This window comes from Streptomyces sp. NPDC030183 (assembly GCF_055573455.1).
Map to the genome: position 1 here is coordinate 292601 of NZ_JBVIBK010000007.1, position 21479 is coordinate 314079.

Genomic DNA, 21479 nt, shown 5'->3' on the forward strand with positions numbered 1-21479 from the left:
AGAGCATGGACCTCCAGACACTCAACGCGCACCGCTCCGCGGCCACCGGCGTCCGGATGAGCGTGCACAGCTCCAAGACGCTCAAGGTCACCATGGTCACCGGCCAGGACCTGCTGGCCAAGGCCGGCTCGATGATCGCGTACGACGGGTTCGTGCAGTTCGACGCCGCGCCCGCCTCGCTGCGCCGCAGCGCCGAGGAGATGGTCACCGGAGAGGGCGGCAAGCTGATGCTCTGCCGCGGCGACGGCGACCTCTACCTCGCCGACTACGGCGGCGACGTGCTCATCGTGCACCTGAACAACGAGGCGCTGTCCGTCAACGGCCCCACCCTGCTGGCCTGCGACGCCTCCCTCCAGCTGACCATCGAACCGGTCAAGGGCCTCGCCAAGCTCTCCGGCTCCGGACTGACCAACCTGGTCATCCGGGGCACCGGGTGGGTCGCCCTGGTCAGCCGGGGCGTGCCGATCTCCCTCGACTGCGCCGAACGGGAGACGTACGTCGACCCGGACGCGCTGATCGCCTGGACCGACGGCCTCGACATGAAGGCCCGCCGCACCATCAAGGCCGGAGCGCTCATCGGCCGGGGCAGCGGGGAGGCCTTCCAGATCGGGTTCAAGGGGCAGGGCTTCGTGGTCGTCCAGCCCAGCGAGGACACCGGTGACCGTTTCAAGGTCCGTGGCTGACCGGGGCCGAGAGGAGAACAGCACACCATGCACAGCACACTCTTCGCGCACATCCCGGTGGAGCACACCGAGCGCTACACGCTGCAGAACCCGCAGTTGCTCAAGACGGACGTCACCATCGGCAGCAGCCCCGTCCTGGCCCGACAGGGCGCCATGGTCGCCTTCGAGGGGCAGGTCGAGTTCGACAGCCAGTACCGCAACCGCAGCTGGCGCAACGCCGAGCGGATGACCGGTGAGCGCCTGGAACTCATGCGCTGCAAGGGCAACGGGATCGTGTATCTCGCCAACTTCGCGCAGTACCTGCACATCATGGACGTCGGCCGCGGCATCACCGTGGACTCCTCCGCCGTCCTGGCGTTCGACGGTTCCCTCAACGTCGGCATCGTCGCGGTGGACAGCGCCGTCGAGGTCGCCTCGGCGGGTGCGTACAACCTGGAGCTGTCCGGCGGCGGCAAGGTCGTCCTGATGACCTCGGGCGAACCGCTGGCGCTCGAGGTGACCCCCGAGAAGAACATCTGTGTCGACTCGGACGCCGTCATCGCCTGGTCCACCTCGCTGCGCACCCAGCTCCAGGCGCCGACCTCGACCTCAGCGGTGTGGCGCCGCCGCGGCTCCACGGGCGAGGGCTGGGAGATGCACTTCTCCGGCAGCGGGCACGTCCTGGTGCAGCCGAGCGAGCTGCTGCCGCCGCAGCACGTCCGTACGTCCGGGGTGCTCGGGCAGTTCGGCATGGGCGCGGGCGGACTGAGCGGGAACAACCTCGGCGGCAGCCGCAACTGATCCCACGCCGGGCAGCGGAAGCGTGCCCAGGAGGCACGTATGTAAGGGGCGACCACCAAGGTGGTCGCCCCTTACACATGTCGTCCAGCCCTGCCGTGGCAGCCCTGGCGGGGCCGTGCGGTCAGAGCCGCGCCAGCGTCGCCTCCAGCAGCCGTACGACCGACTCGTCCGCCACCCGCGCCACCTCGTCGTAGGGGAACCAGCGCACGTCGAGCGACTCGTCGCTGACCAGGTGCTCGGCCTCGTGGGGCGCCAGCACCGCGTACTGGACGTCGTAGTGCCAGTGGCAGGGCGCCGGGATCGGATGGCGGTCCAGGCGCACCGGCCCGCCCGGCAGCAGGGTCAGGCCGGTGACGCCGGACTCCTCCGTCGCCTCGCGCAGGGCGGCGGACGCGAGGGTGGTGTCCTCAGGCTCGCAGTGGCCGCCCATCTGCAGCCACATCCGCAGCTTGCGGTGGAGCGTGAGGAGGACCCGTCCTCGCTCGGGGTCGATCACCAAACCGCTCGCCGTGATGTGCCCGGCGCCGCATGCCTTCCAGATGCCGTCCGGGTGCTCGGCCAGATGGTCGAGGTACGTCTGGCACAGCTCCGGCTGGTCCTCGTAGCCCTTCAGCACGAGGACCGCGTCGTCGTACAGGCTCACTCGGTGTCGTCGTCCTTCTTCTCCGGGTCCGGCCGCTCATCGGACTTCTTCAGATCAGGCCGCTCGGTGGAGCCGGAACCGGACGCGGCCTCGCCGAGCATCTTGTCCAGTTCGGAGAAGTCCATCTGCTCGCGGTGGACGAAGCCGTCGGGGTCGTCCAGGTCGGAGGCGTTGGGCAGCATGTCCGGGTGGGCCCACAGGGCGTCCCGGCCGTCGACCCCGCGTGCGTCGGTGAGGGAGGCCCACAGCCGGGAGGCGTCGCGCAGACGGCGCGGGCGCAGCTCCAGGCCGATCAGCGTGGCGAACGTCTGCTCGGCCGGGCCACCCGTGGCACGGCGCCGGCGCAGGGTCTCGCGCAGCGCGTCGGCGGACGACAGCCGCGGCTTCGCGGCGGCGTGCACCACCGCGTCCACCCAGCCCTCCACCAGCGCCAGGGCCGTCTCCAGACGGGCGAGGGCGGCCTTCTGCTCAGGGGTGTCCTCCGGCTGGAACATGCCCTGCTGGAGCGCCTGCTGGAGCTCCTCGGGGTTCTGCGGGTCGAACTGTCCGACCACGTCCTCCAGCTTGGCCGTGTCGACCTTGATCCCGCGCGCGTAGCCCTCGACCGCGCCGAACAGATGCGAGCGCAGCCACGGCACATGGGCGAAGAGCCGCTGGTGGGCCGCCTCGCGCAGGGCGAGGTAGAGCCGCACCTCGTCCTGGGCGATGCCGAGGTCCTTGCCGAACGCCTCCACGTTGGCCGGCAGCAGGGCGGCCTTGCCGGCCGGGCCGAGGGGCAGGCCGACGTCGGTCGAGCCGACGACCTCGCCCGCGAGCACCCCCACGGCCTGGCCGATCTGCTGGCCGAACATGGCTCCGCCCATCGACTTCATCATGCCGATCAGCGGGCCCGCCATGGCCTGCATCTCCTCCGGCAGGATGTCGCCCATGGCGCCGCCGACGCGCTCGGCCACCGGGTCGACGAGCTCCTTCCAGGCGGGCAGGGTGGCCTCCACCCACTCCGCGCGGCTCCACGCCACGGCGGACCCGGCGCCGGACGGCAGGGACGTCGCGTCGTCCAGCCACAGGTCGGCCAGGCGGACGGCCTCCTGGACTGCGGTGCGCTCGGCGGGGCCGACGCTGGTGTCCTTGGTGCCGTCGGCGGTGCCCTGGGCGACCGTCTGACGGGCGATCTGCTTGGCCATGTCCCAGTTCACCGGGCCGCCCTCGTACGAGAGCATCTGGCCCAGCTGCTGGAAGGCGGCGCCCAGGTCGGTGGGGTTCATGGAACCGAACATCGCGGCGAACGGATTGTCGGCACCGGGTCCGCCGGCGCCGGGGAAGCCGAAGCCGAACGGGTTGGCAGGCCCCTGACCACCACCGCTCTGCTGGTCCTTCTTCTTGCCCTCGTCGCCGTCGTCCGGCTCCTCCGGCGGAAGGCCGAATCCGAATGGGGTGTCACTCACGGGATTCCTCGGCTGATAGGGCCGTCGGCTCCACCGACGGCACGGCTGCCCGAACACCACCCAGCGTAGACACCGCGGCGCGTTCGGGCCTCGGTGCTCCGCCGACCGAAGGCCTGCGGCAGGATGGATGCCACCTGGTACGTACGCGTCACCCGCGTTCGTACTGAAGACAACCGCTGGAGACGCCCGGTGAGTTCCCCAGATCCGCAGGTTCGCGCAGCGCGAAACCACTCAACCAGCTCCGCCGTGCGCGGGCCCGTCGTCGCGGTCACCGGCGCCGCGTCCGGGGTAGGTGCGCTGCTCACCGAGCGGCTCGCCGCGTCCGACGAGGTCCGGCAGGTCATCGCCATCGACGAGCGGCGGGGCGAGTGCGCGGCCGCCCAGTGGCACATCCTGGACGTAAGGGACCCGGCGATCGCCGACAAGCTGCGCGGCGCGGACGTCGTGGTGCACCTCGCGGTCGACCTCGACCTGGGCGCGGACCCGGCGGCACGCAGCGCGTACAACGTGCGGGGCACGCAGACCGTTCTCACGGCGGCCGCCGCGGCCGGGGTGCACCGGGTCGTGCTGTGCACGTCCGCCATGGTCTACGGGGCGCTGCCCGACAACGAGCTGCCGCTCTCCGAGGACGCCGAGCTGCGGGCGACCGCGGAGGCCACCGGGGTGGGCGACCTGCTGGAGATCGAGCGCCTCGCACGCCGGGCGCCGCGCGCCCATCCGGGCCTCAATGTCACCGTCGTACGGCCCGCCGTCCTCGTCGGCGGAACGGACACCGCCCTGACCAGGTATTTCGAGTCGCCCCGGCTGCTGGTGGTGGCCGGGTCGCGGCCCGCCTGGCAGTTCTGCCACGTCGAGGACCTGTGCGGGGCGCTGGAGTACGCCGTCCTGGAGAAGGTCGACGGGGAACTGGCCGTGGGATGCGAGGGCTGGCTGGAGCAGGAGGAGGTCGAGGAGCTCAGCGGGATCCGCCGCATGGAGCTGCCGTCCGCGGTGGCCCTCGGGGCCGCGGCCCGACTGCACCGCATCGGGCTCACCCCGTCGCCGGCCGGGGACCTGGCGTACACGATGTACCCGTGGGTCGTCAGCGGGAGCCGGCTGCACGAGGCCGGGTGGCGGCCACAGTGGACGAACGAGGAAGTACTCGCCGAACTGCTGGAGGAGGTGTCCGGGCGGCACACCGTCGCCGGGCGCCGGCTGGGGCGGAAGGACGCGACGGCAGCGGGCGCCGCGGGCGCGACGGTCGCGCTGCTGGGTACGGCGGCGTTGGTGCGGCGGGCCCGGAAGGCTCGACGCAGACTGTGACGGCGCGCCCCGCCGGACGGTGGACGAGAGCGCGATCCGGCACGAAGGTGCCCACCCTGCAGGACACGAAGGTGCCCACCCTGCAGGACACGAAGGTGCCCACCCTGTAGGACGTGACAAGCACGCACGCGCGTGTGCCTGCTGATCCGACCATGTCGGGGCCGGGCCCAGTGGGGCACGATGGAGGTATGGCAGCGATGAACGATCACCCCGGTGAGCAGGGGGCCGAGGAGCCCATCAAGCTGATCGGCATCCGGGAGACCCCGCTCTCCGTGGACGAGGTCTTCCGGGCCGTCGGGGACGACGCCGCCGGGGGGACCGCGCTGTTCGTGGGGACGGTGCGGAACCACGACGGGGGAGCCGACGTCGACGAACTGGGCTATTCGTGTCACCCGACCGCCGAGGCGGAGATGCGGCGGATCGCGGAGAAGGTGGTCGCCGACCATCCGGTGCGGGCGCTCGCGGCCGTGCACCGGGTGGGCAGCCTGAAGGTGGGGGACCTCGCGGTGGTCGTCGCCGTGTCGTGCCCGCACCGCGGCGAGGCGTTCGAGGCGTGTCGCAAGCTCATCGACGATCTGAAGCACGAGGTGCCCATCTGGAAGCACCAGAAGTTCTCCGACGGGACCGAGGAGTGGGTCGGGGCCTGCTGAGCGTTCTCGCGGGAGCCTCGGAGGAACCCGTCAGAACTCCCGTCAGGAGCCCCGGGACACCCGGGTGGCGTGACCGGGATGAAACCATTCGCGTTCCGGTTGCGTAACCCGCCCCCCAGCGTGAGCGTTGACGGTGCGGACGGATAATCTGCTGATCAGTCAGTTGCGGTCGCGTGAATGGGGTTGGGAGGTCGGCATGGCGGCGCTCGCCTGGTTGCTGATTCCACTTGTGGCTGCGATCGGTGCCGGACTGTGGGGTGGCTGGGTCAGCCGGAACCGCAAGAGCATCGAGGACGGCACCGAGCTCGCCGGCTACACACGGTTCCGTGAGGCCATGGAGAGGTCCCACACCGGCGGTTGACGCCACCGCGCGCCCCGCCGCCCCGCCACCGCTCCCGCCGCCCCGATCCGCTCCCGTCGTCCCGGGACCGACGGCCCGCCCGGCGGCCCGGACGGCGGCCCGGACAGTGCACTTACAGGCATGTCCCGTACTGTCGTTCCATGCCACGCCGCACCGCGACGATGCTCGCCTCCACCCTGATGCTGATCGCGATCCTGTGCGCGGGAGTGCTCATTCCCGTGCCCTATTCGGAGATGTCGCCGGGGCCGACGGTGAACACGCTGGGGAAGCACGGCGGCGAGCCGGTACTGCAGATCTCGGGGCACAAGACGTATCCGACGACCGGTCACCTGAACATGACCACGGTCCGGGTCACGAGCGCCGACTACAAGATGAACCTCGTCGAGGCCGTCTACGGCTGGCTGACACACGACAACAAGGTCGTCCCCCACGACACGCTGTACCCGGACGGCAAGACGGAGGAGCAGTCCAGCCAGGAGAACGCCGAGGAGTTCAGCCAGTCCCAGGAGAGCGCCAAGGTCGCCGCCCTGAAGCAGCTGGACATCCCGGTGAAGTCCTGGGTGATCGTCTCCACCGTCGTCAAGGGCTCCCCGGCCGAGGGCAGGCTGCACGCCGGTGACGTGATCAAGTCCGTCGACGGCACGGCGATCAAGGCACCCGAGGACGTCGCGAAACAGGTCACCAAGCACAAACCGGGCGAGAACGTCGAGTTCGTCATCGTGCCCGCCAAGGCGCAGGCCGCCGCCGAGAAGAAGAACACCACGGCGACCGAGACCCGGAAGATCACGATCAGGACCGCCAAGTCCGACGACACGGGCGAGGAGCGGGCGATCGTCGGGATCTCCGCCGGGACCGACCACACGTTCCCGTTCACCATCGACATCAAGCTCGCCGACGTCGGCGGCCCCAGCGCCGGACTGATGTTCGCCCTCGGTATCTACGACAAGCTGACGCCGGGCAATCTCACCGGTGGCAAGTTCGTGGCCGGCACCGGCACGATCGACGACACCGGCAAGGTCGGCCCCATCGGCGGCATCGAGATGAAGACGGTCGGCGCGCGCGGCAAGGGCGCCCAGTACTTCCTGACGCCCGAGGACAACTGCGCCGCGGCCGCCAAGGACACCCCGGACGGGCTCACCCTGGTCAAGGTCGACACCATCGAGGACGCCCTCGGCGCCCTGAAGGACATCCGCTCCGGAAACACCTCCGCCCTGCCGAAGTGCACGACCAAGGGCTGACACCCTCGCCCCCGGCCGGCGGCGCCCCGGCCGAAGCCGACGCGCACGCGCGTGTGGGGGCGCCCCGTCACCAGGGGGCGCCCCCACCGCCGTACGGCATGATCAGTCCGCGAACGTCGCCGTGAGCGCCTCGGCCAGTCCCGGCACCAGCTCGGGGCCGGTGAGGACCTCCGTAGGGGAGTCCTTCTCGCGCAGGCGCAGCGCGGACTCACGGGAGCCGTCCCGCAGGACCGCCACCGTCATGCGGACCTCCTGGCGCTCCGGGTGGGAGGCGACCCACTCGGTGAGGCGGGCGCCGTCGAGGTGGTCCGGGACGGACGCCTCGACGGACGGCGGCAGCATCAGCCGCTCCACGGTCAGCGCGCAGCCGACCACCGCGTCGGGCCAGGCGATCGTGCCGAGGAACTCGTCCAGTGCCTTGCCGGTGGGGATCTCGTCCTGCTCGATCGGGGTGAGACCGCTGGTCTCGGACTCGTCCTCCAGACCGAGCTGGGACGCGAGCGCGGGCTCCTGGGCCTTGAGGCGCGCGGTGTCGACGAGGGCGAAGAGGCGAGCGGGCTGGTCCCAGCCGAGGCCCGAGGCGTACTCGTCGATCTCGAGTACGGCCCGGGTGAGCGGGTTCGCTGCCATGGGAGTGTTGGACATGGTCACAATCCTGCCTCGTTCGTTACCCGAAGCGGGAACCGAGTAAAGCGTGAGTAAGTTGCAATAGGTGAGGCTCCTACGACCAGGGGGCCCGCTGAAGGGTCCGTAGACGCGGTCCCGACATATCGACAGCGATTTTCGAGGTGCGCACCTTGGCTTTCCAGATGCCGGACCGCGGCGGAGGCCCGACGGGGCCGCGGATCAGAGTCGGCCGACCGTCCCGGCGTGTCCGGACCCTGCTCATGACGCTGGGCGTCCTTGCCGCGCTCGGCATGGCGTTCGTCATGTTCGCGGGGTTCTGGACGGACTGGCTCTGGTACCGGTCGGTGAACTACTCGTCCGTCTTCACGACCACGCTGTGGACGAAGATCGGGCTCTTCTTCGTCTTCGGACTGCTGATGGCGGCCGCGGTCGGCTTCAACATCTGGCTGGCCCACCGGCTGCGCCCGCCGCTGAGCGCCATGTCGATGGAGCAGCAGAGCCTCGACCGGTACCGCATGGGCATCGCGCCCTACAAGAAGTGGCTGCTCCTCGGGATCACCGCCCTGGTCGGTCTGATCGCCGGAGCCTCCGCCTCCGGGCAGTGGCGCACATGGCTGATGTGGGTCAACGGCGTGTCCTTCGGACAGAAGGACCCCCAGTTCAACCTGGACGTCTCCTTCTACGCGTTCGACCTGCCCTGGTACCGCTTCCTGCTCGGCTTCGGCTTCGCCGCCGCCGTGCTGTCGGTGATCGCCGCCGCGCTCACGCACTACCTGTACGGCGGCCTGCGGGTCACCTCCCCGGGCGCGCGCGCCACGGCCGCGGCCACCGGGCACCTGTCGGTGCTCCTCGGCATCTTCGTCGCCCTGAAGGCGATCGCGTACTGGCTCGACCGGTACGGCCTCGCGGTGAAGTCCAGCGACTTCAAGGCGACGGGCAACTGGACGGGTCTCAGGTACGTCGACGCCAACGCGTATCTGCCGGCCAAGACGATCCTGTTCTGCATCGCCGTCATCTGCGCCCTGCTCTTCTTCGCCACCATCTGGCGGCGCACCTGGCAGCTGCCCGTCATCGGCTTCGGCCTGATGGTGCTCTCCGCGATCCTCATCGGCGGGCTGTACCCGGCGATCGTGCAGAAGTTCCAGGTCCAGCCGAACGAGCAGGCCAAGGAAGCGCCGTACGTCGAGGAGAACCTCAAGGCGACCCGGCAGGCGTACGGGATCGACGGCACCACGGTCCAGGAGTACTCGGGCACGGGCGACACCACCGACAAGGCCAAGCTGCGCAAGGACGCCGACGGCGCCGCGAGCATCCGCCTGCTCGACCCGAACATCGTCTCGCCGACGTTCCAGCAGCTCCAGCAGATGAGGAACTACTACGCGTTCCCCACGAATCTGGACGTCGACCGGTACAGCGGTGAGAACGGCGCGGAGCAGGACACGGTCATCGGTCTGCGTGAGCTGAACCTGGCCGGTATCCCCAAGAACAACTGGATCAACGACCACTTCCGCTACACCCACGGCTACGGCGTCGTCGCCGCCAAGGGCACCGAGGCCACCTCCGGCGGCCGTCCGGTGTTCACGGAGTCCGACCTGCCGTCCAAGGGCACTCTGGGCGAGTACCAGCAGCGGATCTACTACGGCGAGAAGACCACCCAGTACTCCATCGTCGGCGGTCCCCAGAAGGAGATCGACTACTCCGACGACAGCGGTGAGAAGACCACCAGCTACAAGGGCGACAGCGGGGTCAACCTCTCCAATCCGATCAACCGGGCGGCGTACGCGGCGGCGTTCAGCGAGCCGCAGATCCTCTACTCCGGTGCCATCGGCGAGGGTTCGCGGATCCTGTACAACCGCACGCCCAAGGAGCGCGTCGAGGCGGTCGCCCCCTGGCTGACCATCGACGGCGACGCCTACCCGGCCGTCGTCGACGGGAAGATCCAGTGGATCGTCGACGCGTACACCACGACCAACGGCTACCCGTACGCCTCCCGCACCACCCTCGGCGACACGACGGCCGACTCGCTGACCGCCGACAACAGCCAGCGCGCGGTGGTGGCCCAGCAGAACCAGGTCAACTACATCCGCAACTCGGTGAAGGCGACCGTCGACGCGTACACCGGCGAGGTCAAGCTCTACCAGTGGGACACCCAGGACCCGGTCCTGAAGACCTGGATGAAGGCGTTCCCGGACACGGTGGAGCCCAAGACGGCGATCTCCAAGTCGCTGGAGGCCCATCTGCGGTACCCGCAGGACCTGTTCAAGGTCCAGCGTGAACTGCTCACCCGCTACCACGTGAAGGACGCGGAGACGTTCCTCAGCGGTAGCGAGGTGTGGCAGGTCCCGGACGACCCGACCAACACCTCCGGCAACGCGGTGCCGCCGTACTACCTGAGCATGAAGCTGCCGGGTCAGCAGGCGCAGGCGTTCTCCCTGACCACGACGCTCACACCGAACGGCCGGGACAACCTGAGCGCCTTCGTGTCGGTCAACGCCGAGGCGGGAACACCGGACTACGGCAAGATCACGGTCCTGAAACTGCCGACGAGCGAACCGATCGACGGTCCCAAACAGGTCCAGAGCCAGTTCAACTCCGAACAGGACATCGCCGAGACCATCAGCCTCCTCAAGAGAGGTGACTCACAGGTCGAGTACGGCAACCTCCTGACGGTCCCGCTCGACGGCGGACTGCTCTACGTGGAACCCGTCTATGTGCGAGGCGGCGGCCTCAAGTACCCGCTGCTGCGCAAGGTCCTCGTCACCTACGGCGGCAACACGGCCTTCGAGGACACCCTCGACGCCGCGCTCAACAAGGTGTTCGAGATGGAGGGTTCGACGCCCGAGCCGCCGAAGGACGACGGCGACGAGGGCACCGACGAGCCGCCGACGTCCGGCGACCCGACGGTCCAACAGGCCCTGCAGGACGCCCAGAAGGCGTTCGACGAGGGTCAGCAGGCCCTCAAGGACGGCGACTGGGAGGCGTACGGCCGCGCCCAGCAGGACCTCGAGGACGCGCTGAAGCGGGCCGAGGAGGCGCAGTCCAAGGCCGACGGTGCCGGCGGCGCCGGAGGCAGTGAGAACGGCGACAAGAACGCCGAGGGCGACAAGAGCGCCGAGGGCGACAAGAACGCCGACGAGGGCTCTGGGAGCGGGTGATTCCGAGCTCCGTCCCGCGCCGTGATACGGTTGCAGAGCAACGGCGCGGGGTGGAGCAGCTCGGTAGCTCGCTGGGCTCATAACCCAGAGGTCGCAGGTTCAAATCCTGTCCCCGCTACTGAAGTTGAAGGCCCGGATCCTCCAAAGGATCCGGGCCTTCGACGTGTTGTCCGGGGGATATGAGCTGATCTGTGTTTGACTTGTCGCTCTGTGGGCAAGTCGACAAAACGCTGTAGTGACCTCAATGGCTGCGGTATACGAGGTGTACCCAGGTTGCAGGTGGTGCGACGATGGACGTTATGGGGGACAAGGCAACTCTGTTGGAGACAGGGCGGTTTGCGCAGTCTGTCGATGTTGCGCCGTCTGCCGACCTCGTGCTGCCCGCGGAGTCCGAGCCGTCGGGGGAGTCGATCCTGACCACCGAACCCGAGATGACCATCGGCCGCCAGCGCTCGGCGGGCGACTCCGCGCCGGTCGCTGACCCTGACGAGGCGGGGGAAGCCGTCGAGGAGGCGCGTCAGCGGCTCGCCGCCGAAGCCGGTGACGCCGAGGCCATGAGCGTCCTCGGCGCCATGCTGCTGCGCCGTGGCGACCTCGACGGTGCCGAGCCGTATCTGCGGGCCGCGACCGCCGCCGGGGACCGTGCGGCCGCCAACAACCTGGGCGTTCTGCTCCATCAGCGGGGGTACCCCGACGAGGCCGCCGGATGGTGGCGGATCGCCGCCGTCGCCGGTTCCGCGGCCGCCGCCCACGCGCTCGGACGCCACCACCGCGAACGCGGCGACGAGCCGGCCGCCGAGTACTGGCTGCGCCAGTCCGCCGAACAGGGACACGCGCTCGGCGCGTACGCCCTCGCCGACCTGCTCGAACACCGCAGCGATGGCGCCTCCGAGAAGTGGATGCGCGTCGCCGCCGAGCGCGGGCACCGCGAGGCCGCGTACCGGCTCGCACGGGCCCTCGACCATCGTGCCGAGCGCGAGGAGCGCGCGGCCGTCCGCGAGGGGCGCAGGATCGCCCGCGCCGCACTGGAGATCGGCGGCGCGAGCCGCGAGGCCGTACGGGACCCGCGGGGCGTACGAGACGCACGGGGCGCCCGGGAGGCCGCAGGGGACGTCCGCGACGGCGGGCGCGAGGGTGGGCGCGAGGGTGGGCGCGACGGCCGGGGCGGCGCCGGACGCGAAGGACGGGACCGCGTACGAGACGGACGCTCCGCCGTCCGAGCGGGGGAGCCGGGGGCTGACAACGGTGTCGGACCCACCGCCGCCGAGGAGGCCGAGCAGTGGTACCGCCAGGCCGCCGCGCGTGGCCACCGGCGGGCCGCCCTGCACCTCGGCGCGATCCTGGAGCGGCGCGGTGAGCTCAAGGAGGCCGGGCGCTGGTACCTGACCTCCGCCAAGGACGGCGAGCCCCGGGCCGCCTGCGCGCTCGGGTTCCTGCTGCGGGACGCGGGCGACACCGAGAGCGCGGCCGTGTGGTGGCTGCGGGCCGCCCAGGACGGCGACGGCAACGCCGCGAACGCCCTGGGTGCCCTGCACGCCGAACGCGGCGAGACCCAGACCGCCGAGCGGTGGTACCGGGCCGCGATGGACGCCGGGGACGTCAACGGCGCGTACAACCTCGGGCTGCTCTGCGCCGAGCAGGGCCGGACCGCGCAGGCCGAGCAGTGGTACCGGCGGGCCGCCTACGCCGGGCACCGGGAGGCGGCGAACGCGCTGGCCATCCTGCTGCTCCAGGTCGGTGACACGGCCGGGGCCGAACCGTGGTTCTCCAAGGCCGCGGAGGCAGGCAGCGTGGACGCCGCGTTCAACCTCGGCATTCTGCACGCCGGACGGGGCGACGACGTGACCGCGCTCGTCTGGTACGAACGGGCGGCCGCCGCCGGGCACACCGAGGCAGCGCTCCAGGTCGCCATCGCGCGCCTGCGGGAGGGCGACGAGCGGGCTGCCGAGCGTCATCTGCGGTGTGCCGCCGGCGGGGGGAGCGCCGAGGCCGCGTACCGGCTCGCCGCCGTGCTCGACGCGCGCCGCCCGCCCGCGCCCGCGCATGAGCTGGGGGAGCCCGTGCGGGAGAAGAACGAGTGCGAGGAGTGGTACGAGAGGGCCGCGTCGCAGGGGCATCGGCGGGCGCAGGTGCGCGTCGGGATGCTGGCCGCGGGGCGGGGGGACGTCGTCGAGGCGGCGCGGTGGTACCGGCTCGCCGCCGAGGCCGGATCGCGCAACGGCGCGTTCAACCTGGGGCTGCTGCTGGCACGCGAGGGGAGCGAGCCGGAGGCCGCCGTGTGGTGGGCCCGGGCCGCGGACGCGGGGCACGGGCGGGCGGCGTTGCGGCTCGCCCTCGTCTACGCGCGTCGGGGTGAGCTGGTCGAGGGCAAGCGGTGGGCCGATCGGGCCGTGGCACTCGGACCTGCGGAAGTGACCGAGCGGGCGGCGCGCCTGCGGGACGCGCTGCGACAGGAACTGTCGGCGTAGGCCGACGGGCGGGTGCCTGGCAGTGGGTGCGGCGTGCCCGCGCGCGTCCGCCCGGCGGTCAAGCGATTTGCGCTGGTCGACGGGGCCACGTAAGGTTGCGTTTACCGACGCGGGGTGGAGCAGCTCGGTAGCTCGCTGGGCTCATAACCCAGAGGTCGCAGGTTCAAATCCTGTCCCCGCTACTCAAGGCCGAAGGCCCGGAACCGATCAGGTTCCGGGCCTTCGGTGTGTATGCCTCCGGTGTGTATGCCCCCTGTACGGCGAAGCCCCGGCGGGAGATCGACACCGTCGGCGAACCAGGCAGTTGTGTCAACGGGATCCGCGCGGGCATGAGGGAGCCTGTGTCGGCTTGCGCGGGCGGGAGGTTCGGGCATTGTTCGAGGGCTTTGAGACCAGGCGGGTTCAGGTCGATGGAGCATCGATTTTCCTGCGCCACGGTGGGGAAGGGCCGCCGGTGGTGCTGCTGCACGGCCACCCCCGGACATCTGCGACCTGGCATCGCGTCGCCCCGCTCCTCGTCCGACGCGGGTTCACCGTGGTCTGTCCCGATCTCCGGGGGTACGGCCGGTCCACCGGTCCGGCGCCCACCGCAGACCACGAGGGACACTCCAAGCGGGCCGTCGCCGGTGACGTGGTCGAGGTGATGCGCTTCCTCGGCCATGCCCGGTTCGCGCTCGCCGGGCACGACCGCGGAGGCGATGTCGCGCTGCGTCTTGCGCTCGACCATCCCGACGCGGTCTCGCGGGTGGCACTGATGGACTATCTGCCCCTCACCGAGCACCTGTCCCGCATCACGACCGAGTTCGCCACGCAGTGGTGGCACTGGTTCTTCTTCGCCCAGCCGGACATCCCCGAGCGGGTCATCAACGCCGATCCGGACAGCTGGTACCGCGGTGACCCCGAGAGCATGGGGCACGAGAACTACGACGAGTGGCGCGCGGCGACGAGAAACCCCGACGTGGTGCGGGCGATGCTGGAGGACTACCGGGCCGGTCTCACCGTCGACCGGCGGCACGAGGAGGAGGACCGTGCGGCCGGGCGACGGATCCAGTGCCCGGCGCTGGTCCTCTGGTCGCTCCGGGACGACCTCGAGGACCTGTACGGGGACCCGGTGCAGATCTGGCGGCAGTGGGCACCGGACGTACGCGGCCACGGCATCGACTCCGGGCATCACGTGGCCGAAGAGGCTCCGGAAGCGCTGGCGTCTTCCCTCGCGGACTTCTTCGCCGGACGACCCGAGTGAGACGGGTCCAGACCCTGATTGACCTGTCCACGCCAGGGGTTCCTGGGTGCGGCGGGCGGGCTACGCCGTCGCGCAGTTGGGGCAGACGCCTCGGTAGGTCACCTCGACGTCGGAGACGGTGAAGCCGAAGCGCTCCGAGGCCGGCAGGTCCGCCAGGGGGTTGCCGGTGGGGTGGACGTCGCGGATCGTGCCGCACTGCGCGCAGACCAGGTGGTGGTGAGGGCGGTGGGCGTTGGGGTCGTACCGCTTGGCGCGCTTGTCCGTCGCGACTTCGAGCACCTCGCCCAGGGAGACCAGCTCGCCCAGGGTGTTGTAAACGGTGGCCCGGGAGATCTCCGGCAGCTTGGCGACAGCGCGCGCGTGTACCTCGTCGGCCGTCAGATGGACGTGCTCGCCGTCGAGGACCTCGGCCACGACACGCCGCTGCGCGGTCATACGCCATCCGCGTCCGCGCAGCCGCTCCAGAAGGTCACTCATACAGGTCATCGTAACAGCAAAGGGGACAGATTCCGAACAGGTGTGAATTTGGAATAGGCATTGATTTGGACTTTGTCCAATGTAGGATCTTGTATGGGAAACAGGTGCTGACCTCGGTCGGAGAGCGGCGGACGGCACCGACCGGACCCCGGCAAGCGCCTGGAGGCCGCTGTCCAGGCCCTGTGCGGCCGTCCAGGGTTGGACCGCTTGCCGTCGGGACGGGCCGGGACTCCTTCGGGTCCCGGCCCGATCGAGGTCACGCCGGCGCGTGCTGCCGCGCCGGGGCCCAGCAGCGGATGATGTCGCGGACGGAGACGATGCCGACGGGCGCGGCCTCGTCGAGCACGATCAGATGCCGGAAGCCGCCGTGGGCCATGGCGCGGGCGGCCTCCTCCGGGGTCCAGGACGGCGCGGCGAACACGACGTCGTTGGTGGTGTGGGCGTGGGCACGCTCGATGTCCGGGCTCTGGCCCAGACCGACGGAGTTGAGGACGTCGCGTTCGGTGAGGATGCCGAGTCCGCCGGCGTCGGGGTCGAGGACCAGGGCCGCGCCCACCCGGCGTGCGGACATCAGGGCGGCGGCCTGGCGGAGGGTGTGGTCGGGGCCGATGGTGAGAACCACGGTGCTCATTGCGTCGCGGACGAGCATGGAGTGCGGTCACCTCCTGGGGAACCCGTGGCAGTCCGTCAGGGCGGCGCGTCCGCGCGCCTGTTGAGGGCTGCAGTTGAGGACTGCACAAGTTCACAAGTGGGGGGACTGTCAGCTTCGCAGGCAAAGAGAGGGTCAACAAGGGGGCGCGCGTGGTCAGTTCAGGGGCGCCCCGGGATCACTCCACAGCCGCTCGCGCAACGGTTCAGCGCCGCTGGTTCAGATACCCCAGCAGTTCGTCGTGGAGCAGGCCGTTCGAGGCCGCCGCGTTGCCGCTGTGCGGGCCGGGGCGGCCGTCGAGGCCGGTGAAGGAGCCGCCCGCCTCGGTGACGATGATCGCGTTGGCGGCCATGTCCCACAGGGACAGCTCGGGTTCGGCGCAGAGGTCGACCGAGCCCTCGGCCACCATCATGTACGGCCAGAAGTCGCCGTACGCGCGCGTGCGCCACACCTCGCGGGTCAGGTCCAGGAAGCCGTTCAGGCTGCCGCGGTCCTCCCAGCCGCTGAGGGAGGAGTACGCGAAGGACGCGTCCGCCAGCTTCGAGACACGGGAGACGTGCAGGCGGGAGGACGAGCTGAGGCTGCGGCCGGTGAAGGCGCCGTGCCCCTTGGCCGCCCACCAGCGGCGGCCCAGGGCCGGCGCGGAGACCACGCCGACGACGGGCTGGTAGCCACCCTCGCCCGCCTCCATCAGCGAGATCAGGGTGGCCCACACCGGCACGCCGCGGACGTAGTTCTTGGTGCCGTCGATCGGGTCGACGACCCAGCGGCGGGGCCCGGTGCCCTCGACGCCGTACTCCTCCCCGAGGATCGCGTCCCGGGGGCGGGAGCGCTGGAGATGGCCGCGGATGAGTTCCTCGGCGGCCTTGTCGGCCTCACTCACCGGGGTCATGTCGGGCTTCGTCTCCACCTTGAGGTCGAGGGCCTTGAAGCGGGACATGGTGCTCGCGTCGGCGGCGTCCGCGAGGACGTGGGCGAAGCGGAGGTCGTCGAGGTAGTCGGCCATGTGGCAGACGGTATCTGCCGAGGTCGGTGCGGGGCCACAGGGGGCCCGGGGTAGGGGCGCCCGGAGGGGACCGGGCGCCCCGGGTGGTGCGAAGGGCCGCTGTGCGGGTACCTGACGCCGACGTGATCCTCCGGGCGTTCCGCCGGCCCGCGCATGGTGGCCGAAGTGCGCCCGTAGGTGCTGTCGCGAACCCTTGACAGTGGGTTGATGCGCGTCAAATCTGAGGGCCAGAGCCGCCCGCTCGTATCAGGGAGGCGATGATGCCTGCAGCGCGGGAATCCTTGTTGGACGCCGCTTACACGGCGCTGGTGCGCCGCCCGTGGTCCACCGTGCGGATGGTGGACGTGGCGGCGGTGGCCGGAGTGTCACGCCAGACGCTGTACAACGAGTTCGGCAGCAAGGAAGGGCTCGCCCGGGCCCTGGTCCGCAGGGAGGCGGACGGCTACCTCGCGGGCGTCGAGCGGGCGTTGGCCACCCCCGTCGACCACCGGGAGCGGCTCGCCGCGACCGCCGAGTGGACCGTGGCGGCCTCCCGGAACAACCTGCTCGTACGGGCCATGCTCACCGGCTGCTGGAGCGAGCGCCTGCCGGCCCTCACGCTCTCGGCGGTGCCCTCGTCCTCCGTGGTGCCCGCGCAGCGCCGCGCCGACGGGCCGTTGCCCGCGCCCTCCGACTTCGTGGCGCTTGTCCGCGACCGGGCCGTGGCCGCGCTGGCGCCGCCCGGCACGGCCAAGTCGGACACGGTGGAGCTGGCACGCTCCTGTGAACTCGCCGTCCGCCTCGCCCTGTCCTGCGTCGCGGCGCCCCCGGGCGAGGGCGGAGTCACCGATCTGGTGCGGACCGCGCTGCCACGCCAGCTGAGCAGGTCCTAGCCGGCGCCCCGCTCCACGCCCGTCGGCTAGTGCGCCGACCCGGAGAGCTGGAGTCCGATGACGCCCGCGATGACCATGCTGATCGAGACGATCTTCAGGGTGGACACGACGTCGCCGAGGAAGATCATTCCGTAGATCGCCGTGCCGGCCGCGCCGATGCCCGTCCAGACCGCGTAGGCCGGGCCGACGTCGAGCTTCTTCAGGGAGAGGGTGAGCAGGCCGAAGCTGCCGAGGGCGAAGACGCAGAAGGCGATGGTGGGCCAGAGTCTGGTGAATCCGTGCGAGAGCTTCAGACAGACGGCGAAGCCGGTCTCGAGCAGACCCGCCACGACAACCAGCAGCCACGCCATGTCTCGTCCTCCCGTGTCCCCATGTTCCGTGACCGCTTCGTCCGATCCCGCCTGATCTCTTCAGGTCTCGTCCGGTCTGGATCAGACTCGGTGCGATTATGCACTTACCGGGTGGAGGGGGGCGCAAACAACGCGGAGGTCAGTCGCCTTCCCGTCGTTCGCGTGTCGAGAGCAGTCTGCGCAGGGAGTACAGCCGCGCCGGGTCCGCTTGCCCGTCGGCGACCCACTGGTCCAGCGCGCAGTCCTGCTCGTCGTGGCTGCACGCGCGCGGGCAGCCCTCGGTGCCCGCCTCCAGGTCGGGGAAGGCGTGGATGACCCGCGTGGGGTCGACGTGGGCGAGGCCGAAGGAGCGCACGCCGGGGGTGTCCACCACCCAGCCGCCGTCGGAGTCCGCGAGGGGAAGGGCCAGCGCCGAGGTCGTGGTGTGCCGACCGCGGCCCGTGACCGCGTTGACATGACCCGTCGTCCGGCGCCGGTCCTCGGGGACGAGCGCGTTGACGAGGGTCGTCTTGCCGACGCCGGAGTGACCCACGAACGCCGTGACCTTGCCGTCGAGGTGCGCGCGCACCCGGTCGGCCGCGGCGCCCTGCTCCAGCTCCTCGCGGCTCGTCACCACGAACGGGATGTCGAGGTCCCCGTACAGCTCCAGGAGCTTGTCGGGGGAGGCGAGGTCCGACTTGGTCAGCACGAGCAGGGGGTCGAGGCCGCCGTCGTACGCCGCGACCAGACAACGGTCGATCAGCCGGGGACGGGGCTCGGGGTCGGCGAGGGCGGTCACGATGGCGAGCTGGTCGGCGTTGGCGACGACGACGCGCTCGTACGGATCGTCGTCGTCGGCCGTGCGGCGCAGCACCGACGTGCGCTCGGCGATGCGGACGATACGGGCGAGGGTGTCCTTCTTGCCGGAGAGGTCTCCGACCAGGGCGACCGTGTCGCCGACGACCGCGGCCTTGCGGCCCAGTTCACGGGCCTTCATCGCGATCACGATCCGGTCCTCGACGAGGCAGGTCAGCCGGCCCCGGTCGACGGTGAGGACCATGCCGTCCGCGGCGTCCTCGTGCTTCGGGCGGATGTTCGTGCGGGGGCGGTTGCCCTTGCGGTTGGGACGGGTCCGGATGTCGTCCTCGTCGGTGTGCTTGCCGTAGCGGCGCATGATCGTCGTCCGCCCGTCAGTTCCCGAGCATCCCGGCCCACAGCTCGGGGAAGTCGGGCAGCGTCTTGGCCGTCGTCGCCACGTTCTCGATGCGGACGTCCTTCACCGCCAGTCCGATGATCGCGCCGGCGGTGGCCATGCGGTGGTCGTCGTAGGTGTGGAAGACACCGCCGTGCAGCGGACGCGGGCGGATGTGGAGGCCGTCGGCGGTCTCGGTGACGTCGCCGCCGAGTTCGTTGATCTCCTTGGTGAGCGCGGCCAGCCGGTCCGTCTCGTGGAGGCGGAGGTGGGCGACGCCGCGCAAGGTCGACGGGGAGTCGGCGAGGGCTGCCACCGCCGCGATGCCGGGGGTCAGCTCACCCACCTCGCCCAGGTCCACGTCGATGCCGTGGATGGCGCCGGAACCGGTGAAGACCAGCCCGTACTCGGTGAGTTCGCAGGAACCGCCCATCTCGGTGAAGATCTCACGGAGCTGGTCACCGGGCTGGGTGGTGCGCGCGGGCCAGTCGGGGACGACGACCTTGCCGCCGGTCACCAGGGCCGCCGCCAGGAACGGCTGGGCGTTGGACAGGTCCGGCTCGATCGTCAGGTCACGGCCGAGCAGTGCGCCCGGCGTGACCCGCCAGACGTTGGGCTCGCCGCCCGACTCGGGGGTGTCCACCTGGGCGCCGACCGAGCGCAGCATGTCGACGGTCATCCGGATGTGCGGCATGGAGGGCAGTGTCGAGCCGATGTGCCGGACCTCCACGCCCTGGTTGAAGCGGGGCGCGGACAGCAGGAGCGCGCTCACGAACTGCGAGGAGGACGAGGCGTCGATCTCCACGGGACCGCCGTCCAGGGCGCCGCTGCCGTGCACCGTCAGGGGCAGGGCGCCGCGGCCGTCGTCGTCGATCCGGGCGCCGAGCGCGCGCAGGCCGTCGATCACGCCGTTCAGGGGACGCTCGTAGGACCTCGGGTCGCCGTCGAAGCGGATGGGGCCGTCGGCGAGCGCCGCCACCGGGGGCAGGAAGCGCATCACCGTACCGGCGTTGCCGACGTCGACCGTGGCCGGGCCGCGCAGCCCGGCGGGCAGGACGCGCCACGCCTCGCCGGACACCGCGGAGCCGCTGGTGGCCGAGGAACTGGACGACACCGTCTCCTCGATGCCGACGCCCATCGCCCGCAGGGCGGCCGCCATCAGGAGGGTGTCACGGGAGCGGAGGGGGCGGCGCAGCCAGCCCGGCTCGCTGGCGAGGGCGGCCAGGACGAGGGCGCGGTTGGTGACGGACTTGGACCCGGGCACGTGGACCGTCGCGTCGACGGCTCCGCTCGCGTGCGGGGCGGGCCAAAGGGCGGGCTGTGCGTTCAGGGCCATGGGCCCACTTTAGTGGGGGTTCGGGCCGCCGGTCTCAGCCGGTTGACGTGCGTCGCCGGTCCCCGCGCGTCCGCCGTGGCCGATCGCGGCGCGCGTCGCACGGCGGTCACGACCGATCGTCACAGCAGGCCATCACAACAGGCGGTCACCGTCGGCCGTCACAGCCTCAGGAGCCACCTTCCGCCGCCCAGCAGCGCGCACACCGACACCACGTGGAACATCAGCAGCCACATGATCGCCGGTACGTGGGTCAGTCGGGAGAGCTGGTCCGCGTCGGAGTCGCCCGCTCCGCCGCGCCGGCGCTTGGCCTGGAGTTCGAAGGCGGGGCGCACACCGCCCAGGAGGAGGAACCAGACCACCGCGTACGCGAAGGCCGCCTGGACCTGGGGCCCGGTGAGCCAGGAGACGACGACGAAGGTGCCGCCGGTGACCAGGACCGTGAGGGCGCCGTACGCGTTCCGGATCATGATCAGCATGGCGACGAGGAGGATCGTGGCGAGCCACAGCAGCAGAGTGATGCGGCCGGATCCGAGGAGGGCGGCGCCGCCGAGACCGAGGAGCGGGGGAGCGGTGTAACCGGCCGCCGCGGTGAGGATCATGCCGAGGCCCGTGGGCTTGCCGCGGCTGACGGTGAGACCGCTGGTGTCGGAGTGGAGGCGTATGCCGGTCAGGGTGCGGCCCGTGAGCAGGGCGACCAGGCCATGGCCGCCCTCGTGAGCGATGGTGATGGCGTTGCGTGAGAGCCGCCAGACGCCGTGCGGGACGACCGCGGCGAGCGCGGCCACCGCGGTGGCGAGGACGACCCAGATGTCGGGGTCGGGCTGGGTGCCGAAGACCTCGTCCCACAGGCTGGCCAGCGAGGTGGCTGCGGTGCTTTCCATGGTCGGCGGTGGCTCCTCCGGGTCGCGTCGGATCTGGAAGTGTGGCACTAGATGAATGAGTCGGATGTCTTCAGTGGTCGTACGCGATCAGCGAGCGTTTGACTGTGGCTCCGGTGGTCCAGTTGTGCCAGATCGCCGTGGC

20 protein-coding genes and 2 tRNA genes are annotated in these 21479 nt (G+C 70.8%); 12 read left to right on the forward strand and 10 right to left on the reverse strand.

What is annotated here, in order from left to right:
- Window positions 1-5 precede the first annotated feature (5 nt).
- Window positions 6-683 (forward strand): AIM24 family protein, encoded by a 678-nt coding sequence (locus ACZ4Z2_RS11235; RefSeq protein ID WP_468074635.1) that lies wholly within the window; start codon window positions 6-8, stop codon window positions 681-683.
- Between the two features lie 27 nt (window positions 684-710).
- The gene (locus tag ACZ4Z2_RS11240) at window positions 711-1463 is read left to right on the forward strand and encodes an AIM24 family protein (protein WP_468074637.1); all 753 of its coding nucleotides are present in this window, start codon (window positions 711-713) and stop codon (window positions 1461-1463) included.
- 121 nt (window positions 1464-1584) lie between these two features.
- On the opposite strand, the gene ACZ4Z2_RS11245 is transcribed toward ACZ4Z2_RS11240, so the two are convergent.
- Window positions 1585-2106, reverse strand: a complete 522-nt coding sequence (locus ACZ4Z2_RS11245) for an NUDIX hydrolase (RefSeq protein WP_468074639.1) — start codon at window positions 2104-2106, stop codon at window positions 1585-1587.
- Entirely contained in the window at window positions 2103-3551 is a 1449-nt protein-coding gene (locus ACZ4Z2_RS11250; RefSeq protein WP_468074641.1) for a zinc-dependent metalloprotease, read from the reverse strand. Before ACZ4Z2_RS11250 ends, ACZ4Z2_RS11245 begins: the two co-directional genes overlap by 4 nt.
- A gap of 189 nt (window positions 3552-3740) precedes the next feature.
- On the opposite strand from ACZ4Z2_RS11250, the gene ACZ4Z2_RS11255 reads away from it, so the two are divergent.
- From ACZ4Z2_RS11255 to ACZ4Z2_RS11270, 4 genes are all read left to right on the forward strand, one after another.
- Window positions 3741-4853, forward strand: coding sequence for an SDR family oxidoreductase (locus ACZ4Z2_RS11255; protein ID WP_468074643.1), 1113 nt, complete (start codon window positions 3741-3743; stop codon window positions 4851-4853).
- A gap of 188 nt (window positions 4854-5041) precedes the next feature.
- A complete protein-coding gene (locus ACZ4Z2_RS11260) occupies window positions 5042-5503 on the forward strand; it encodes a molybdenum cofactor biosynthesis protein MoaE (protein ID WP_468074645.1) in 462 nt (153 codons plus the stop codon).
- A 229-nt stretch (window positions 5504-5732) separates the two neighbouring features.
- On the forward strand, window positions 5733-5864 hold the full coding sequence (locus ACZ4Z2_RS11265; RefSeq protein ID WP_468074647.1) for a hypothetical protein: 132 nt from the start codon (window positions 5733-5735) through the stop codon (window positions 5862-5864).
- Window positions 5865-6004: 140 nt separating this feature from the next.
- Entirely contained in the window at window positions 6005-7102 is a 1098-nt protein-coding gene (locus ACZ4Z2_RS11270; RefSeq protein ID WP_468074649.1) for a YlbL family protein, read from the forward strand.
- A gap of 102 nt (window positions 7103-7204) precedes the next feature.
- On the opposite strand, the gene ACZ4Z2_RS11275 is transcribed toward ACZ4Z2_RS11270, so the two are convergent.
- A complete protein-coding gene (locus ACZ4Z2_RS11275) occupies window positions 7205-7747 on the reverse strand; it encodes a PPA1309 family protein (RefSeq protein WP_468074651.1) in 543 nt (180 codons plus the stop codon).
- A 164-nt stretch (window positions 7748-7911) separates the two neighbouring features.
- On the opposite strand from ACZ4Z2_RS11275, the gene ACZ4Z2_RS11280 reads away from it, so the two are divergent.
- The 5 genes from ACZ4Z2_RS11280 to ACZ4Z2_RS11300 all read left to right on the forward strand — a co-directional run bounded on the left by ACZ4Z2_RS11280 (window position 7912) and on the right by ACZ4Z2_RS11300 (window position 14595).
- Entirely contained in the window at window positions 7912-10884 is a 2973-nt protein-coding gene (locus ACZ4Z2_RS11280; protein WP_468074703.1) for a UPF0182 family membrane protein, read from the forward strand.
- A 44-nt stretch (window positions 10885-10928) separates the two neighbouring features.
- Window positions 10929-11002, forward strand: a tRNA-Met gene (locus tag ACZ4Z2_RS11285).
- Window positions 11003-11174: 172 nt separating this feature from the next.
- Window positions 11175-13352: a tetratricopeptide repeat protein gene (locus ACZ4Z2_RS11290; protein WP_468074653.1), complete on the forward strand. Its 2178-nt coding sequence runs from the start codon at window positions 11175-11177 to the stop codon at window positions 13350-13352.
- Between the two features lie 108 nt (window positions 13353-13460).
- Window positions 13461-13534, forward strand: a tRNA-Met gene (locus ACZ4Z2_RS11295).
- A 272-nt stretch (window positions 13535-13806) separates the two neighbouring features.
- On the forward strand, window positions 13807-14595 hold the full coding sequence (locus ACZ4Z2_RS11300) for an alpha/beta fold hydrolase (RefSeq protein ID WP_468074655.1): 789 nt from the start codon (window positions 13807-13809) through the stop codon (window positions 14593-14595).
- 60 nt (window positions 14596-14655) lie between these two features.
- Here the strand turns inward: ACZ4Z2_RS11300 and ACZ4Z2_RS11305 are convergent, their stop codons facing one another.
- The 3 genes from ACZ4Z2_RS11305 to hisN form a co-directional block, all read right to left on the reverse strand.
- Window positions 14656-15072: a Fur family transcriptional regulator gene (locus ACZ4Z2_RS11305; protein WP_468074657.1), complete on the reverse strand. Its 417-nt coding sequence runs from the start codon at window positions 15070-15072 to the stop codon at window positions 14656-14658.
- 256 nt (window positions 15073-15328) lie between these two features.
- Window positions 15329-15721, reverse strand: a complete 393-nt coding sequence (locus tag ACZ4Z2_RS11310) for a CBS domain-containing protein (protein ID WP_468074659.1) — start codon at window positions 15719-15721, stop codon at window positions 15329-15331.
- 205 nt (window positions 15722-15926) lie between these two features.
- Window positions 15927-16727: a histidinol-phosphatase gene (gene hisN, locus ACZ4Z2_RS11315; RefSeq protein ID WP_468074661.1), complete on the reverse strand. Its 801-nt coding sequence runs from the start codon at window positions 16725-16727 to the stop codon at window positions 15927-15929.
- A 257-nt stretch (window positions 16728-16984) separates the two neighbouring features.
- Here hisN and ACZ4Z2_RS11320 point away from each other — a divergent pair, with 257 nt between their 5' ends.
- Window positions 16985-17599, forward strand: coding sequence for a TetR/AcrR family transcriptional regulator (locus ACZ4Z2_RS11320; RefSeq protein WP_468074663.1), 615 nt, complete (start codon window positions 16985-16987; stop codon window positions 17597-17599).
- Window positions 17600-17625: 26 nt separating this feature from the next.
- Here the strand turns inward: ACZ4Z2_RS11320 and ACZ4Z2_RS11325 are convergent, their stop codons facing one another.
- The 4 genes from ACZ4Z2_RS11325 to ACZ4Z2_RS11340 form a co-directional block, all read right to left on the reverse strand.
- Window positions 17626-17949, reverse strand: a complete 324-nt coding sequence (locus ACZ4Z2_RS11325; protein WP_468074665.1) for a DMT family transporter — start codon at window positions 17947-17949, stop codon at window positions 17626-17628.
- Between the two features lie 139 nt (window positions 17950-18088).
- Window positions 18089-19102 (reverse strand): ribosome small subunit-dependent GTPase A, encoded by a 1014-nt coding sequence (gene rsgA / locus ACZ4Z2_RS11330; RefSeq protein ID WP_468074667.1) that lies wholly within the window; start codon window positions 19100-19102, stop codon window positions 18089-18091.
- A 16-nt stretch (window positions 19103-19118) separates the two neighbouring features.
- Complete coding sequence (aroA, locus tag ACZ4Z2_RS11335) at window positions 19119-20456, reverse strand: 3-phosphoshikimate 1-carboxyvinyltransferase (protein WP_468074669.1); 1338 nt, start codon at window positions 20454-20456, stop codon at window positions 19119-19121.
- Between the two features lie 158 nt (window positions 20457-20614).
- Complete coding sequence (locus tag ACZ4Z2_RS11340; protein WP_468074671.1) at window positions 20615-21337, reverse strand: M50 family metallopeptidase; 723 nt, start codon at window positions 21335-21337, stop codon at window positions 20615-20617.
- Between the last annotated feature and the right edge of the window lie 142 nt (window positions 21338-21479).